Origin of the sequence: Motilimonas pumila (genome assembly GCF_003596335.1) — a bacterium.
In the GTDB taxonomy this organism is placed as follows: domain Bacteria; phylum Pseudomonadota; class Gammaproteobacteria; order Enterobacterales; family CBDFNC01; genus Motilimonas; species Motilimonas pumila.
On record NZ_QZCH01000013.1, the window covers coordinates 45,724 to 60,301 of the forward strand.

Consider the following 14,578-nt stretch of genomic DNA (forward strand, 5'->3'; position numbering starts at 1 on the left):
TGATATGTCAGAGAACTCTTACGACTCGTCGAGTATTAAGGTGTTAAAGGGTCTGGATGCAGTAAGAAAGCGTCCAGGTATGTATATCGGTGATACGGATGACGGTTCAGGTTTACACCACATGGTGTTTGAGGTGGTGGACAACTCCATCGATGAAGCCTTAGCTGGCCACTGTAAAGACATAGTTGTAACGATTCATCTTGACGGTTCAGTATCTGTAAAAGATGACGGCCGGGGTATTCCTGTCGATATCCATGAAGAAGAAGGGGTGTCTGCAGCAGAAGTTATCATGACGGTATTACACGCCGGTGGTAAATTTGACGACAACTCATACAAAGTTTCTGGTGGTTTGCACGGTGTAGGTGTTTCGGTAGTAAACGCGCTATCCGATAAGTTACGCATTAAAATCAAGCGCCATAACAAAGTACACGAGCAAATCTATCATTTAGGTGAGCCTGAAGCACCCTTAGCCGTGATTGGTGAAACAGAAGGTTCGGGGACTGAAATTCGTTTTTGGCCAAGCCCAACTATCTTTTCTGATACCAACTACCATTACGATATTTTAGCCAAGCGTTTACGCGAATTGTCGTTCTTGAATTCTGGTGTCTCGATCATCTTAAGAGATGAGCGTGAAGCGGATAAACAAGACCACTTCTGTTATGAAGGTGGGATACAGGCGTTTGTTGATTACCTCAACACCAACAAGACACCTGTGCACGAGAAAGTTTTCCACTTTGACCTAGATCGTGATGACGGTATTTCGGTTGAAGTAGCCATGCAGTGGAATGATGGTTTCCAAGAGAATATCTTTTGTTTTACCAATAACATTCCACAGCGTGACGGTGGTACTCACTTAGCCGGTTTTCGTGGTGCCTTAACCCGTACCCTGAATAACTACATGGAAAAAGAAGGCTACAACAAGAAGGGTAAAACCGGTGCTACGGGTGATGATGCTCGTGAAGGTTTGACGGCTGTTGTTTCTGTGAAAGTACCGGATCCGAAGTTTTCTTCTCAAACCAAAGACAAGTTGGTTTCTTCTGAAGTGAAGTCGGCAGTAGAGCAAACCATGGGTGAAAAGCTGGCGGACTTCTTACTGGAGAACCCAGGTGATGCTAAAACTGTGGTCAACAAAATCGTTGACGCAGCACGCGCCCGTGAAGCCGCACGCAAAGCTCGTGACATGACTCGCCGTAAAGGTGTGCTTGATATTGCTGGTTTACCGGGTAAGTTGGCGGATTGTTCGGAAAAAGATCCTGCGTTATCTGAACTCTACATAGTGGAGGGTGACTCTGCGGGCGGCAGCGCTAAGCAGGGTCGTGACCGTAAGACACAAGCCATATTGCCATTGAAAGGTAAGATTCTAAACGTAGAGAAAGCACGTTTTGATAAAATGCTTTCTTCACAAGAAGTGGGTACTTTGATTACTGCGATGGGTTGTGGCATTGGACGTGATGAATATAACCCAGATAAAACACGTTATCACCGTATTGTTATTATGACGGATGCTGACGTCGATGGTGCGCATATCAGTACGCTACTGTTGACCTTCTTCTATCGTCAAATGCCAGAACTGATTGAGCGTGGTTACCTTTATATTGCTCAACCACCACTGTACAAAGTGCGTAAAGGTAAGCAAGAAACATACGTTAAAGACGAGCCAGCGCTTAACAGCTACCTGACGAGTCTTGCGTTAGATAACTCAAGCTTACATGTTAACGAAGACGCGCCAGGTATTGGCGGCGAGAATCTTGAGAAAATCGTTTCTGAGTTCCACAGTGTAAACAAAATGATTGCACGCTTCTCGCGTCGTTACCCGTCGGTAGCGATGGATAAACTGGTTTACTCTGCTGCATTAACGCTGAGCGATTTAGCGGATGAAGAGAAAGTTGAAGCTTGGGTCAGCTTGATCATTGATGAGTTAAATGACGAAGAAACTGACGGCGCCATTTACAGCCACTCGGTGAATAAAGATACCGAGAACAATGTATTTGTACCTACCATTACCATCCGCAAGCACGGTTTGGATGCTGACTACGAATTTGGCCATGACTTCTTCTCATCTAACGAATACGAGCAAATTACGCGCCTAGGCCATCAGATTGCCACTTTGTTAGAAGAGGGTGCCTACGTTAAGCGTGGTGAGAGAAAGCAGCCTGTGAGCACGTTTGAGCAAGCTCTACAGTGGTTGATGAAAGAGTCTAAGCGTGGCTTATACATACAGCGTTATAAAGGTTTAGGTGAGATGAACCCAGAGCAATTATGGGAAACCACCATGGATCCAGAAAACCGCCGTATGTTGCAAGTTCGTATCGAAGACGCGGTAGCGGCAGATCAATTGTTTACTACCTTGATGGGCGACCACGTTGAACCTCGTCGTGAATTTATTGAGTCAAACGCACTGAAAGTGGCTAACCTAGACGTGTAATTTTCCTTTACCGTCTATTGATAAAACGCAGCTATACGCTGCGTTTTTTTTCTTAAACCTTCGTGAAAACCCAACGCAAAGACAGTGATAAAAGTGCGTATTGATCTTAGTGCGTTAGCAAGAACTATACGGTTAGCACATCAAATACGTTACAGTGCAGTAGATACCGTCACCTCATAAGATATGAAAGCGCCTCAGGCTTTTAACGCATGATTAATCGTGTTCATCCGACAGACTTAATTGAGACAGTGCTAATGCCATTTGAGCTGCAACTACAAATGCTGCTATTGAGAATGCAAAACCTACGCTCTTGAGATAAGCCGTTCTCGATATAAGCTCGCTGGTTAGTTGAATATTTGGCTCTGTTGCCAATGAAGAAACGTTTGTATCCAGAGCCTTGGAATTAGATTACCAGATAAGAAAAGGGCGACGCCTTTAAGCAAACCTCACTCAGTATCATAATGGCTTTGATATTTTCACGACTGAATATGAAAGAGCGATCGCGACGTTTTTAGCTCGTACTAAAGTCATTCACCTTAATCCTGAGCAACTTCTTGAATGAGATTCGGCGAAATACTTGGTTATCTCGACTCGTTCATATTACAGAGAAAACGATGGAGCGAAGAAGAAGTTGTCGAGGGGGATTTTCGCAAAGTAGCTCAATTTATATGCTGTGTTTTCACTGCTGTTGAGTTTTACATTATGGCTTTCCATCAAGTGACAGCGACAGTGGCTGAAACTTAAAATAGCTTTATCTACTTTACACTTTTACCTTTTCATTTTGCTGATTCGATAATGTTCGGCTGGGTTACTGGCACAGATAATACTGTTATTTTGCTGAGAAGCTATGAGGTTGCTGGCTTTTTTATGGATTCCCTAATACAAAAATTTAGTGACTATAAGAAACTTATTAAAACCTAGATTCTTCTTAACACTGAGATGGCACTGCATAAAAGCTTGCTGAATACTATAAACCGGAGAGGGTAAGTTTTTTCAGGAGCCTTACGTTAAGTTTCTGACTCCTGTATTTTGAATATACGTATCCGATTATTTTTCTGCTGGATACTTATAGATAGCGTTTATCTCTTTGGCGATTATCTCAATGCCTTTGGTCACATCTCGTTGTGACTGTGAGTAATTCATTCGTATGCACTCATGTGCGTGCGGCCAATCCTCTTCTAGTCCAGGGAAAAAGTAATGACCGGGTACTATTAACACCCCTTGTTGCTTGAGCCTTTGATAAAGCTCTTGGCTGCTAATGGGGAGTCCTTCAAACCATAACCATAAGAATATGGCGCCTTCGGGTTTGTGTATTTTAAAGCCAGGTACTTTAATCAGCGACTGCAACAGGTGCACAGCGTATTGGGCTCTTTGTTGATAAAAAGGACGTACAATATCTTTACTCATGGCAAGGATGGATTTGTCTTGAACGAAAGGAAGCGCTAATTCTGGACCTATGCTTCCAGGAGAAAGAGCAATGATTCCTGATAGGTTAGTCATGGCTTGAATGGTTTTTTCATTAGCGATGACGATACCACAACGAGCACCAGGTAGACCAAGTTTCGATAAGCTTAAGCAAAGAATGATATTGTCATTCCAAATGGGCGTGACGTCTTCAAATATAATATTAGGGAAAGGTGTCCCATACGCATTGTCGATTATCAGGGGGATGCCATTTTGCTTAGCAATAGCATCAAGCTTTATTACTTCATTATCGGTGATCACGTTACCGGTTGGGTTGGTCGGCCGAGAAACACAAATCAAGCCGATGTCATCGGTTACGTTTAGGTTTTCGAAGTCGACACGGTATTTAAATAAACCTTCACCAATATCCTCAATGTTGGGTTTGTTTGCGATAAACACATTTTCATCTAATGTTGCGTCTGCGTAGCCAATGTATTCCGGTGCGAGTGGAAACATGACCTTTTTGTGTTGCCCATTTTGCTGTTTACCAGCGAACAAATTAAACAGATAGAAAAAAGCCGTTTGGCTACCGTTTGTCAGCGCAATGTTCTTACTGGAAATACCCCAACCATATAAGTCAGAAAATAACGTCGCCAGAGCATTCAAAAAAGTGTCTTTGCCTTGTGGGCCATCATAATTTGAAAGAGCATTAATAAGCTCGCCAGACTCGTTCAATTGCTGCAGTTTATCTTGGAATATTTGCTGAATTTCTGGAATCGCGGCTGGGTTGCCGCCACCCAGCATTAACACGTCATCGCCACCGCGAATACCATCGTTAAGGTCATCCATTAATTGGGTGATACCCGAGTGTTGAGTGAATTTATTTCCAAAACTAGAAAACGACATAAATTTACCTGATTAGTCTGAGGATGCAAAATTAGACAGCGAAAGATAGCGGAAATGAAGCTGACTGTCGAACCATGTTTCACGTGGAACCAGCAAGATTGATTCAACACAAATAAAGTATAGATTAGCCCGACAAGTGTGAGTTCGAGTATTACACTTTAATCAGACATTTAAGGTAACGATGAAAGGGCGAGCTTATGACAAAAATGTTCCACTTGGGAGTCGAGAAACAAGATCTTGCGGGCGCAACATTGGCCATTATTCCTGGTGACCCTGGGCGTGTCGAAAAAATCGCCCAGTTGATGAGTGAGCCAACGTTTATTGCCAGTCATCGAGAGTTTACATTGTATTTAGCCAGTATAGGTGAACACAAAGTGGTAGTGTGCTCCACCGGCATTGGTGGCCCATCAACGTCGATTGCCGTTGAAGAACTCGCACAGCTTGGCGTTACGAAGTTTTTACGGGTGGGGACTACTGGGGCGATTCAGCCGCACATTCGTGTGGGAGATATTATCGTAACCAATGGCGCGGTAAGGTTAGACGGTGCAAGTCAGCACTTTGCTCCCATCGCTTATCCCGCGGTGGCCGATTTCCATTGCACAACTGCATTGGTTAATGCCGCTAATGCGACCGGTGGCGATGTTCATGTTGGCATCACAGCTTCAAGTGATACGTTTTATCCTGGCCAAGAGCGATATGATACTTACTCTGGTTACGTGAGAAAAACATTGCAAGGGGCGATGACAGAGTGGCAGAAATTGCATGTGCTTAACTTTGAAATGGAATCTGCTACCTTGTTTACTATGTGTGCCAGTCTAGGCTTACAGGCAGGTTGTGTAGCCGGAGTGATTATTAATCGGAGCCAACAAGAAATTCCGAATGAAAGCCTTATCGCGGCGACGGAGAAAAAAGTCATTCAAGTTGTGGTGTCTGCGGCTAAGGCAATGCTACAAGGCTAATTCAGTTGTTTAGTTTTCGCACTTATTAAGTGGGACTCACTGAGAAATAAGACAGGCTATGCTGGTAGCCTGTCTTACTTTTCACAGCATGAATATGGCGGGTTACCTGCGGATTACTGGCGTTTATTTACGCTTGCTGAGGCTGAGTTTTAAGCGCAGAGAAACTGATCATGCGTGAGTGAGCCATAACACCTGCAAACGAGCATGATTACTAGCAGGCTCTTTGCGTAATAATTACCAAGCTTTTCCTCTACCTGCCAACCAATAACTTACTAAACGGTATCACTGATAAACCAAGCTACACAGCATTTATGAAGATGAATTATCTGATTAGGCAAACGAGCGAGCGTTCATTTTTAATGCCACTGACAAGATAGCCTATGTCTATCAATCTGTTTTGCGCTGTTCTGTGTCAATTAATTCCCCCTAATAAGCCTTGTCCCACTCACATTTAATGCAGAGCATAAAGCCTGTGCTTGCTTTAGGTTGGTATGCTCAAACGAACGTATCCAAATAATTTTGAGAACTTTCACCGGGTTTTTTACACATAAAAATCCACGGCTGCGACTAAGTATGCAACTTAAGTCATAACTGATTGGCTAAGCATAGTAAGTCGTATTTCAAACACAAGGCGTGTAGGTGATAGGTTTGTGGAAACTTTTCAAATGAAACGTGGTGGTTTGATACGGTCAATAAGCTAAGTGCTTGGCTTGCGAGTGGCAGTCAATGGCAGGTCATTATTGTTCGCAAAGAATATGTCATATTATGTCTTGACATAAATTTGACCATGAGACATATTATGTCTCGTACCCAATCAATAGCAAAGGAAGCCAAATGAAAACTTACTTGTTTCTTGTTTCAGAAGATAAAGTTCTTATTCACTTAGACCCAAACAGTGACACTTTACTTGCCGAAAAAGAACAGTTAGTAAGCCAAGGTTTTGAAGTACTTGATTACATCGCGGCGGAGAATCTAGAAGCCGCTTATGAAATGGCGAAGCAGCCAAACTTACATGCGGTGGAGCAATACACTCAGTCAAACTTCTTCTGCTACATTGTCGATGCTTTAGTTAGCCTCCTAAGAGGCCTGCGTTATAGCTAAGAAACCGCCACGGCGAGTGGCTAGATGATTAATTTTTGCGGGTCGCATTTATTAAGGATACGAGCATGAATATGAAAAGCATCGCGGCACTTGTATTAACAAGTACTATCGCCTTCACAGCGTCTGCAGAGCCAAATAAATTACATGGGGCGTGGCAGTGTAGCATTGCCTATCTCTTGGCTTGATTCTGTGACCATCTTGTATCCAAATGGTAATTTAAGCGCGCCGGCAAACACCAGTACATGGGTAAAAAACAAAGAGTTTGAATACGATTTATACCTCAATGGTAAATGGTCATTTGATGGCAAGATTATCACAACGGGAATTGAGCATATTGAAGTTGTAGCCAAAAATGCGGCACTGGAAAGTGATCTTGCAACTATCAGGCATCGGCTTAATCAGCCTGAAATGCTGCATCATCAAGATGAGTCATTGGTATTGAATGATGCACTGTTAACAACGAAAGATAAGGAAGGCGAGATTACTTCTTGCAGGCGAGTGTTATCGGCAGCCCGTTTACGAGACGCAAGTTAACAGCAGGGTAACCGCAAGAATTTTTTAAGCATTGAGCTGAGTTTTCTTAGATGATTATGTGCCGCAAAGACGCGGCAGTTAAACTAAGTCATCATGAGTTATTTCATGGCGCTTCGAATAAGGAAACGCCACTTATCTCACTTGTTGTTTGAAAATCAAACATACGTGCTCTTACCCTGAGGCTAACAGCCGCTGATCGTTAGATTTGGAGACACAGTTCAGTCTGTGTCAGTTGTATATGATTGAAACTAGCGGATAGCGCCGCTTAAAGCGGCGACAGTAAAATCAGGCCATAACCTGAAAACAACCCGAGTAGCAGGTAACCAGATTTGCGGTGCATTACCACTTTGGTTTTTGCTCTGGCTTGTTTTCGCTGGCGTAATAACGGCCAATAAAAACTGACCCCAAGCGCCAATGTTAAAATAACCATGGCGGGTATATCCCGCTGCAATACTTGTTCACTGACTTGTAAACCGTCTCCCAGCAAACCAGGCAATGCAATAACCCCTAAGATATTAAACAAGTTAGAGCCGATCACGGTCGCAAAGGCAATATCATGATGGCCTCGGCGTACCGCTGCTAATGCCGCCGCTAACTCAGGTAAACTGGTACCAAATGCCACCACAGTTAACCCTATCGTCAGTTCATCAATACCTAGCCCTCGTGCCACGCCTACGCCACCATGTACCATCATATTGGCGCCAACAAGGAGTAACACCAGCATCATGAGTGTTTCTAGTATCGCTCGGTGCTTATTCATGTCGAGAATATCGACTTCCTCACTGATATCTTGCTGTTGCTTACTCATCATGTTGGCAAGATAAACGCCATAAGCACACAAACCGGCTAGGAGAATGAGAGCATCGAAAAAGCTTAATACTTGGTTCTTCATCAGCCCAGCGCACAGTAACACTGCCAATAACAGAAAAGGAAATTGCCGATATAAATAGTTTTGGTGCACTGAAAGCGGGGCCATTAAGGCGCAGCAACCCAGTACCAAGCCGATATTAATGATGTTTGAGCCTAAGCCGTTACCGACTGCTAAGCCTTCTGCACCGTTAAGTGCGGCCATGGCGCTTACAATTAACTCGGGCGCTGAAGTGCCAAAAGCAATGACGGTAATGCCAATAAATAGCATGGAAACGCCGCATTGTTTGGCGAGGGTCGCGGCAACGGCTAATAGGCGGTCGGCACTGTAGCTGAGGATAATAAAGCCAGCAGCTAAGGTGATAATTGAAACGAGTACAGCATTCATTGGGGTAACCATTACGAGGGATTAACAACGAGTGATCAATGGCCATCCCTCGATTATTGGCGATTGATTCACTCGAGTCTCGTCAGGTTGAACGGGTCAACTGCTAATACCATGGCAGGGCCAAGAATGTTGATATTAGCTTTCGCTTGTCTGGTGCGAAACGACTACTCCCTCGAAAGTAGCGTTATTGTATGCGCCTTACCGGGCTTGTCAAACACCTTGTTGCTACTTACCGCTATTGCGGTAACTTTTTTGGTACTTAAATGCCGTGATGCATTCGGGCAAATCGTAGAACAAGGCGGCTTGCTGGCCTGACTTTTCGCCAAAGTCGCGATGATAACGTTGACAATATTCAGGATCGCGGCGCCTACGCTCAACACAATCGTCGATTTCAGCTTGCCGCAAAGGTGCGATTTTATTTTCTCTTGCTCGTTGGCATGCTAAGTCTAACGTTTGTTGCTTTTGAGCTCGGTCTTGTGGCGAGTTATTGTGCGCGTGCAACCCAGGTGAAGCCGCGCCGGTGATCGTGAATAGGAAGAGGGTAAATATGTATTTATTCACGGCGGATCACCACTTGTGCTTCCATGATGACAGGCTCTCTTAACTTGGCTTCTATTTCGTCTTTGATGGTGTCTAAGTCAAAGCCCGTGAGCGCAGCAGGTGTGACAATTTCCAGTGATAACTCTAAAGGCCCCACGGCCCGGGCACTGACATGACGCAAGGTCACGCTGCCAATTTGTTTGCCTTCCAAGTATTTGATGACTTTGGCTTCGTCTGATAATCGCATAAAACTGATAACCAAAGGAATGCTCACTATCGCCACCGCCATGGTCGCTAAGCTGATGCCTTTTTTGGCTCGAGTAAAAGGCGCAAAACCTAGGGCCAAGAAGGTAATTGAAGCTGCTAACACTATGCCCGCTAAGTTGGTAAGAAATAGCAGTAATGCCCCCCAGGCTACGTGTAAATCAAGCCAGCCTAAGCCTATCCCCGTAACGGCAAGTGGGGGCACCAGAGCCACGGCGATGGCGACGCCCGCTAAGCTTTTGGCAGCGTCGATTCGCGCGTGTGCATAGGCGCCGGCAATGCCAGAAATTACGGCAACGCCTAAATCTAATAGGCTGGGGCTCAGGCGCGCTTGGATCTCTGGCGTGACAATCTCCATCGGCATGACAAAGCTGGCAAAAGAGGCAAACCCAAGCGCCATGCATAGGCCGGTAAGCAAGGTTTTACTGCTGGCGTGTAACAGCGACGGGTCTTGCCGAGTAAGGGCCATCGCCAGAGAAATAATCGGTGCCATCAGTGGTGCTAAAATCATTGCGCCGATAATCACCGGGGCTGAACTGGCGTATAAACCAATACTGGCCAACAGCGTCGACAATACCATTAAAGTGAGAAATGCAGGCGATGCTTTGGCGTTTTCTCGCAGCAGCTGATACAGCTCTTTGAACTCGTCTGTTGCGGCGTGTGCAATTACAGGCAAGGGTTTGCCCACCATGGCACCGATGGCTTCACCTGCTGGCATGTGCGATGTTTTACGACTCTCTTTACTGCTGCTGGTGCTTTCTTCTATTGGCAGGCTTTCTCCGACCAATAAGTTGAGTGATTTTGGCTCTGTGTCTAATACCAAGGCTTCGGCGTTTTGCGGTTCTCCATCATGGGTGTAATCCAGTGCGCTGGCACCACTAATGGTAAGGGTTTTGGTTTTTATCAGACCCAAAAACTCGGGTTGTTTCATTTCGCGGCGAAATGGCGCGGTAATAAAAAAGCGAAATAACTCCATGATGCTGCGCGGCGCTAAGATCATGGCGTGACACATGCCATCATTAATGTGGCTATTAGGTAAGATGTTTCGTGAAAGTGAGGTGCCGTGAGCATGCTCTAAAGCCACTACGCCAATGGCCGCGGTGGTCACTGTGCTTTCATTGGCTGTGGTAAAGCTCAGCTTTTTCGGCATAAAGTCTTTGACGTTGCAAATATTGTCCCACAATTTACTGACCTTCTCAGACCAATTTTGTGCTTGGCCGCCAGGTCGTAAGCTAAAACCATGGCCTAATACTGCCGAGCCTAATAGTACTTTGTTGTTGCAACGTAAAACGTCCACTTTTTTAGCGCTAGCTAATTCGGCGGCTTCAATGGCTTTTTGTAAATTGGCTTGCAAGCAAAATCCGCGTCTTGCGTAGCGAGCATCGGGGTGGGGCAATATGGCTAATTGCCATTGATGTGATACTGCCGCTTCTATGATCTCACCTGCGTGCTCATCGGCAACGTAAGCGTACACTTTGCTTTCAGGGGGTAAATCACAAGGCGTACTGGATTCCCATAAGGTGGGCATCACGGTATCAGAAAATAACGGCATGACTTTGTTAGTCACTTCTTCTTTGCTGTCTTCAGTAAATAATAAAAAACTGTCGGCCATTGTTTGTCTCTGTGTTGCGTTAACGTAACTAAGGGTTGTCTATAACAGTAGCAGCGCGGCTTTGGCGCTGCTGTGAGTTTTTGTGACTATTTATGAATTATCAGCGTGTTACTGAAACATTGTTTACATGGTGAGCAGCTGTGCTGAATGACTTGTAGTACTTACACGAGTGTGAGCATGTGCTCAGCGCTAGATGCTTGAAACGCCTTAGGAGGTTCAATTTCTAAGGCGGTGATCTCACCATTGGTGACAACCATGGCGAAGCGGGTTGCTCGCAAGCCGCCAAATTTCCCTGTGTCTTTGGCTAAGCCAAGGGCCTGACAAAAACTGCCGTCGCCATCGGCCAACATGTCTATTTCATTGGCATTTTGCGCCTCGCCCCAAGCTTGCATGACAAACGCATCGTTTACAGACAAGCAAATAATTCTGTCGATGCCTTTGGCTTTGAATTGGTCTGCGAGTACTACATAACCCGGTAGGTGGGCTTCTGAACAGGTAGGTGTGAATGCACCGGGTACTGCAAAAAGCACGACGGTTTGTTGTTGGAATAAATCGTCAGTGCTGACTTGTACCATGCCATCTGCTTGTAATACAGAAAACGTATGGGCCGGGATTTGATCGCCAATGTTAATCATGGTCGCTCCTTTAAGGGGGAATAAACGTCACCATTGTAGTTGACTATGGCCTTTTGAGGTGAGTTTTGAGGTTAAATATAATGGCAAAACACAGGTTAAAAAATTGCAATATCAATAAGATGATTCATAGTAACCAGCATCTAAGCGCAACCAAAGAACTCTATCTATGCAAGCAGTAATAGACATCACGTGGTGGCAGTTAGGACTGTTTCTGACCACGCTTATCATCCCTTTGAGTATCAATAGCTGGCTTGGCCTTAAACTGCACAAAGAGTTTTTATTGGCCGCGGGCCGCATGGTGCTACAGTTAATATTGGTAGGCCTTTACTTGGCATACTTATTTGAGTTGAACAGCTTGCTGGTGAACGCTTTGTGGCTGTTGATCATGTTGTTGATTGGCGCCAGTGCTATCGTGTCAAAAGCACATTTGCCGCGACGTTGGGTTTATGGGCCGGTCCTTACCGGTTTGACGTTGGCCTTATTGCCTTTGCTGGCCTTGCTATTATTTGCATTGTTGCAGCCAACTCCGTGGTTTAGCGCGCAGTATTTAATTCCATTAGCTGGCATGCTGTTGGGCAACAGTTTAAGTGGCAACATTGTGGCTTTGCAGCGACTTAATTCGGCATTTCAAGATAAATTTGCTGAGTATGAAGCAGCATTGGCTTTGGGCGCAACCCCAAAGCAAGCGGCCCAAGGCTTTGTGCAACAAGCGTTGCAACAAGCTCAAGCTCCCATTATTGCGTCGATGGCAACTACAGGTTTGGTGACCTTGCCGGGAATGATGACAGGCCAAATACTGGGTGGCACAGACCCCATGATAGCGATTAAGTATCAGCTCGTTATCTTGGTTGCGATTGCTGTCATGCTAGTTACATCTGTCGCCATTACTTTACTGTTAACCTTAGCCAGTGTGCTTGGGCCCACAGGGCAAGTAAAACTCTCACTTAAATCAGCAAACTAGACTGAAAAAATAATAAGGAGCGTAGCATGACGGATAAACAACAGTCTTTTAATGAGGTGATGGACCAATTAGGAATATTGGATGAAGCCACTAAAGGTGAAATGAAAGAGGGCGCAATTTCAGTGCATTCTGTCAATAACTTACAGGCGGTACTTTTGAGTGTTTCAGATGGCTTGGTTGATCCTAAACCTGCCGACTTCCTCAAGGCTTGTAGCCGTATTCAGCAAGCAGTGTTACTCAACAGTGCCAATAACCCTAAGCCAGAAGAAGTGTTGCTCAATGCTTTTAACGGCAAAACGCCCGCTGAGATTGTTGCCAATAGTAAGGTGCTTGATTAATTCTTACACACTTTACTAACATTCTGCTTTTACTGGATTAAATGTTTCACATGAAACATTTAATCCAGTTTGCTCAGGTTATACCGCAGCAATTACTCATCTGCTTTTGCTCACTCAATCATAACGCGGCTTGCACTTTACCTTCTGCTTCCTCAGAAGCGTGTTTGGCCAATTGCTGTTTAGCTATCTCTGATAAGAATAGCATTTTTACCTTGCGAGGCAGATTATGAAAGTCGCTATTATAAGCGGATGCAGTCATCACCAGAATAAGATCAAGTTCGGGGTAAATGACAATCTGCTGGCCACCGTAGCCATCGGCAGTAATGCTGGTAACAGTCTTACCTGCCATGTATTCACTGCCGGTCCACCAATAATGGCCATAATTTGCTAACGGACCATCTAATGGGGTCGGCAACTTAGCGGTCGTCGCTGCTTGAATGAGGTCGGGTTTGATTAAACGCTGCTGATGCCATTGGCCTTGCTGCAACACCAGCTCACCAATTTTTAACATGTCGCGGGGTCTTAAGTTAAGTCCACCCCCCGCGTTTGGCCTACCATCATGTTGTAATTGCCAATAGGCATTTTCAAAACACAATTTGGCTAAGGCGCTTTGCGTGGCGTAGTCGGCAATATTGTCTGTATTGGTGGCGTTGGCAATGGCTTCAGCGGTGAGGGTGACGTCTCCTGCGCTGTAGTTAAAGGTGTTGTTTTGCGATTTTCTAAAAGGGGTGCTGAGGGTAAAGCGCACCGAGTCGCCACTTTTGTTAGCGATGATGTTTTGCGGATTTAACCTGTGGTGATACGGGGTACTCCACTCATCCCACTCTAAGCCTGAGCTCATGGTCAGCGTTTGTTGCAAGGTAATTTGCTCTTTGCCTTGGGCGAGTTGATTTTGATACTGAGGCAAATACTGACTGATTGGCGCTTGATAATTCAATTTGGCGCCTTCGGTGACCGCGCTGTCGGCCAACAATGAAATAACAGACTTAGTTACCGAGTTGACTTGATGGGGCAGCTGTTGGCTCCAACCATTGTAGTACTCTTCGACGACCAGAGCGCCGTCTTGCCAAATCAGTAAACTATCCAGTTGAGTTAAGCCCATCTGTTTAGCGTGGGCGTTATCTTTAAGGTCTTGCAGCCTGCTTGTTACCACCTCAGGTAAGGATTGGGCACTCTTCTGATATGGCGCTGCGCAGTTTGAATGATGCTTGTTGGTGAGCGGCAAGGTACCTGGCATAGCCTGGATTAAATGGGTGACATGTTGCTCGGGAGCGACCGCACTGCGTGTAAGTGGCAGCTGTTGATTATTCACTTGGGAGTTTATCGCTTGGTAGACACCACCCTCTGGTCGTTCAAAGTGTCCTGTGACAATAATTTCTCCATTGTTTTCGATGGTAAAGCTATGATCTGGCTTGATGACTAACTGATGCTTGCCAAGGTGGTCAAAGGAGTAGTATTGGCCACCTTGCTTTTTAATTAAAATATAAAAATGCATTTCACCCTGAGAAAATTGCCATAATCCGGCATAAGGGTCTATGGCAGCTGAAAGTTGGGCGGTGAAACATGCAGTAAAACCTAGGATGCCGAGCTTGAGGCGCGTCAGTGATGTCATTAAACCTCCTTGATAAAATCGCTTTAAGCGAA

General features: G+C 45.2%; 12 protein-coding genes. 6 read left to right on the forward strand and 6 right to left on the reverse strand.

The genetic code is table 11. The features are described from left to right. Positions 1–4: 4 nt before the first annotated feature. The gene (gene gyrB, locus D1Z90_RS11080) at positions 5–2,425 is read left to right on the forward strand and encodes a DNA topoisomerase (ATP-hydrolyzing) subunit B (RefSeq protein ID WP_119910826.1); all 2,421 of its coding nucleotides are present in this window, start codon (positions 5–7) and stop codon (positions 2,423–2,425) included. Between the two features lie 1,047 nt (positions 2,426–3,472). Here the strand turns inward: gyrB and D1Z90_RS11090 are convergent. Beyond that, on the reverse strand, positions 3,473–4,735 hold the full coding sequence (locus D1Z90_RS11090) for a valine--pyruvate transaminase (RefSeq protein WP_119910828.1): 1,263 nt from the start codon (positions 4,733–4,735) through the stop codon (positions 3,473–3,475). A gap of 197 nt (positions 4,736–4,932) precedes the next feature. Between D1Z90_RS11090 and udp the strand changes: the two genes are divergently transcribed. The 3 genes from udp to D1Z90_RS11105 all read left to right on the forward strand — a co-directional run bounded on the left by udp (position 4,933) and on the right by D1Z90_RS11105 (position 7,329). Further along, positions 4,933–5,694, forward strand: a complete 762-nt coding sequence (gene udp, locus D1Z90_RS11095) for a uridine phosphorylase (protein WP_119910829.1) — start codon at positions 4,933–4,935, stop codon at positions 5,692–5,694. An 834-nt stretch (positions 5,695–6,528) separates the two neighbouring features. Beyond that, complete coding sequence (locus D1Z90_RS11100; RefSeq protein WP_119910830.1) at positions 6,529–6,795, forward strand: hypothetical protein; 267 nt, start codon at positions 6,529–6,531, stop codon at positions 6,793–6,795. Positions 6,796–6,939: 144 nt separating this feature from the next. Next, positions 6,940–7,329, forward strand: coding sequence for a hypothetical protein (locus D1Z90_RS11105; RefSeq protein ID WP_119910831.1), 390 nt, complete (start codon positions 6,940–6,942; stop codon positions 7,327–7,329). 265 nt (positions 7,330–7,594) lie between these two features. Here D1Z90_RS11105 and D1Z90_RS11110 read toward each other — a convergent pair whose 3' ends face one another. The 4 genes from D1Z90_RS11110 to D1Z90_RS11125 form a co-directional block, all read right to left on the reverse strand. After that, a complete protein-coding gene (locus D1Z90_RS11110; protein WP_119910832.1) occupies positions 7,595–8,584 on the reverse strand; it encodes a calcium/sodium antiporter in 990 nt (329 codons plus the stop codon). A gap of 225 nt (positions 8,585–8,809) precedes the next feature. Beyond that, positions 8,810–9,145 (reverse strand): hypothetical protein, encoded by a 336-nt coding sequence (locus D1Z90_RS11115; RefSeq protein ID WP_119910833.1) that lies wholly within the window; start codon positions 9,143–9,145, stop codon positions 8,810–8,812. Next, positions 9,138–11,000: a TIGR00341 family protein gene (locus tag D1Z90_RS11120; protein WP_119910834.1), complete on the reverse strand. Its 1,863-nt coding sequence runs from the start codon at positions 10,998–11,000 to the stop codon at positions 9,138–9,140. The genes D1Z90_RS11115 and D1Z90_RS11120 overlap by 8 nt, the downstream gene beginning before the upstream one ends. Positions 11,001–11,161: 161 nt before the next feature. Further along, a complete protein-coding gene (locus D1Z90_RS11125) occupies positions 11,162–11,635 on the reverse strand; it encodes a peroxiredoxin (RefSeq protein WP_119910835.1) in 474 nt (157 codons plus the stop codon). Between the two features lie 166 nt (positions 11,636–11,801). On the opposite strand from D1Z90_RS11125, the gene D1Z90_RS11130 reads away from it, so the two are divergent. Then, positions 11,802–12,596 (forward strand): ABC transporter permease, encoded by a 795-nt coding sequence (locus D1Z90_RS11130; protein WP_119910836.1) that lies wholly within the window; start codon positions 11,802–11,804, stop codon positions 12,594–12,596. A 26-nt stretch (positions 12,597–12,622) separates the two neighbouring features. After that, positions 12,623–12,934, forward strand: a complete 312-nt coding sequence (locus D1Z90_RS11135) for a hypothetical protein (protein WP_119910837.1) — start codon at positions 12,623–12,625, stop codon at positions 12,932–12,934. Between the two features lie 118 nt (positions 12,935–13,052). On the opposite strand, the gene D1Z90_RS11140 is transcribed toward D1Z90_RS11135, so the two are convergent. After that, entirely contained in the window at positions 13,053–14,546 is a 1,494-nt protein-coding gene (locus tag D1Z90_RS11140; protein WP_158587107.1) for a serine hydrolase domain-containing protein, read from the reverse strand. Positions 14,547–14,578: the final 32 nt, after the last annotated feature.

Bases quoted from the DNA above. Each gene is read 5' to 3' on its own strand.
- gyrB (WP_119910826.1), top strand. From the start codon at position 5: ATGTCAGAGAACTCTTACGACTCGTCGAGTATTAAGGTGTTAAAGGGT.
- D1Z90_RS11090 (WP_119910828.1), bottom strand. From the start codon at position 4,735: ATGTCGTTTTCTAGTTTTGGAAATAAATTCACTCAACACTCGGGTATC.
- udp (WP_119910829.1), top strand. From the start codon at position 4,933: ATGACAAAAATGTTCCACTTGGGAGTCGAGAAACAAGATCTTGCGGGC.
- D1Z90_RS11100 (WP_119910830.1), top strand. From the start codon at position 6,529: ATGAAAACTTACTTGTTTCTTGTTTCAGAAGATAAAGTTCTTATTCAC.
- D1Z90_RS11105 (WP_119910831.1), top strand. From the start codon at position 6,940: ATGGGGCGTGGCAGTGTAGCATTGCCTATCTCTTGGCTTGATTCTGTG.
- D1Z90_RS11110 (WP_119910832.1), bottom strand. From the start codon at position 8,584: ATGAATGCTGTACTCGTTTCAATTATCACCTTAGCTGCTGGCTTTATT.
- D1Z90_RS11120 (WP_119910834.1), bottom strand. From the start codon at position 11,000: ATGGCCGACAGTTTTTTATTATTTACTGAAGACAGCAAAGAAGAAGTG.
- D1Z90_RS11125 (WP_119910835.1), bottom strand. From the start codon at position 11,635: ATGATTAACATTGGCGATCAAATCCCGGCCCATACGTTTTCTGTATTA.
- D1Z90_RS11130 (WP_119910836.1), top strand. From the start codon at position 11,802: ATGCAAGCAGTAATAGACATCACGTGGTGGCAGTTAGGACTGTTTCTG.
- D1Z90_RS11135 (WP_119910837.1), top strand. From the start codon at position 12,623: ATGACGGATAAACAACAGTCTTTTAATGAGGTGATGGACCAATTAGGA.
- D1Z90_RS11140 (WP_158587107.1), bottom strand. From the start codon at position 14,546: ATGACATCACTGACGCGCCTCAAGCTCGGCATCCTAGGTTTTACTGCA.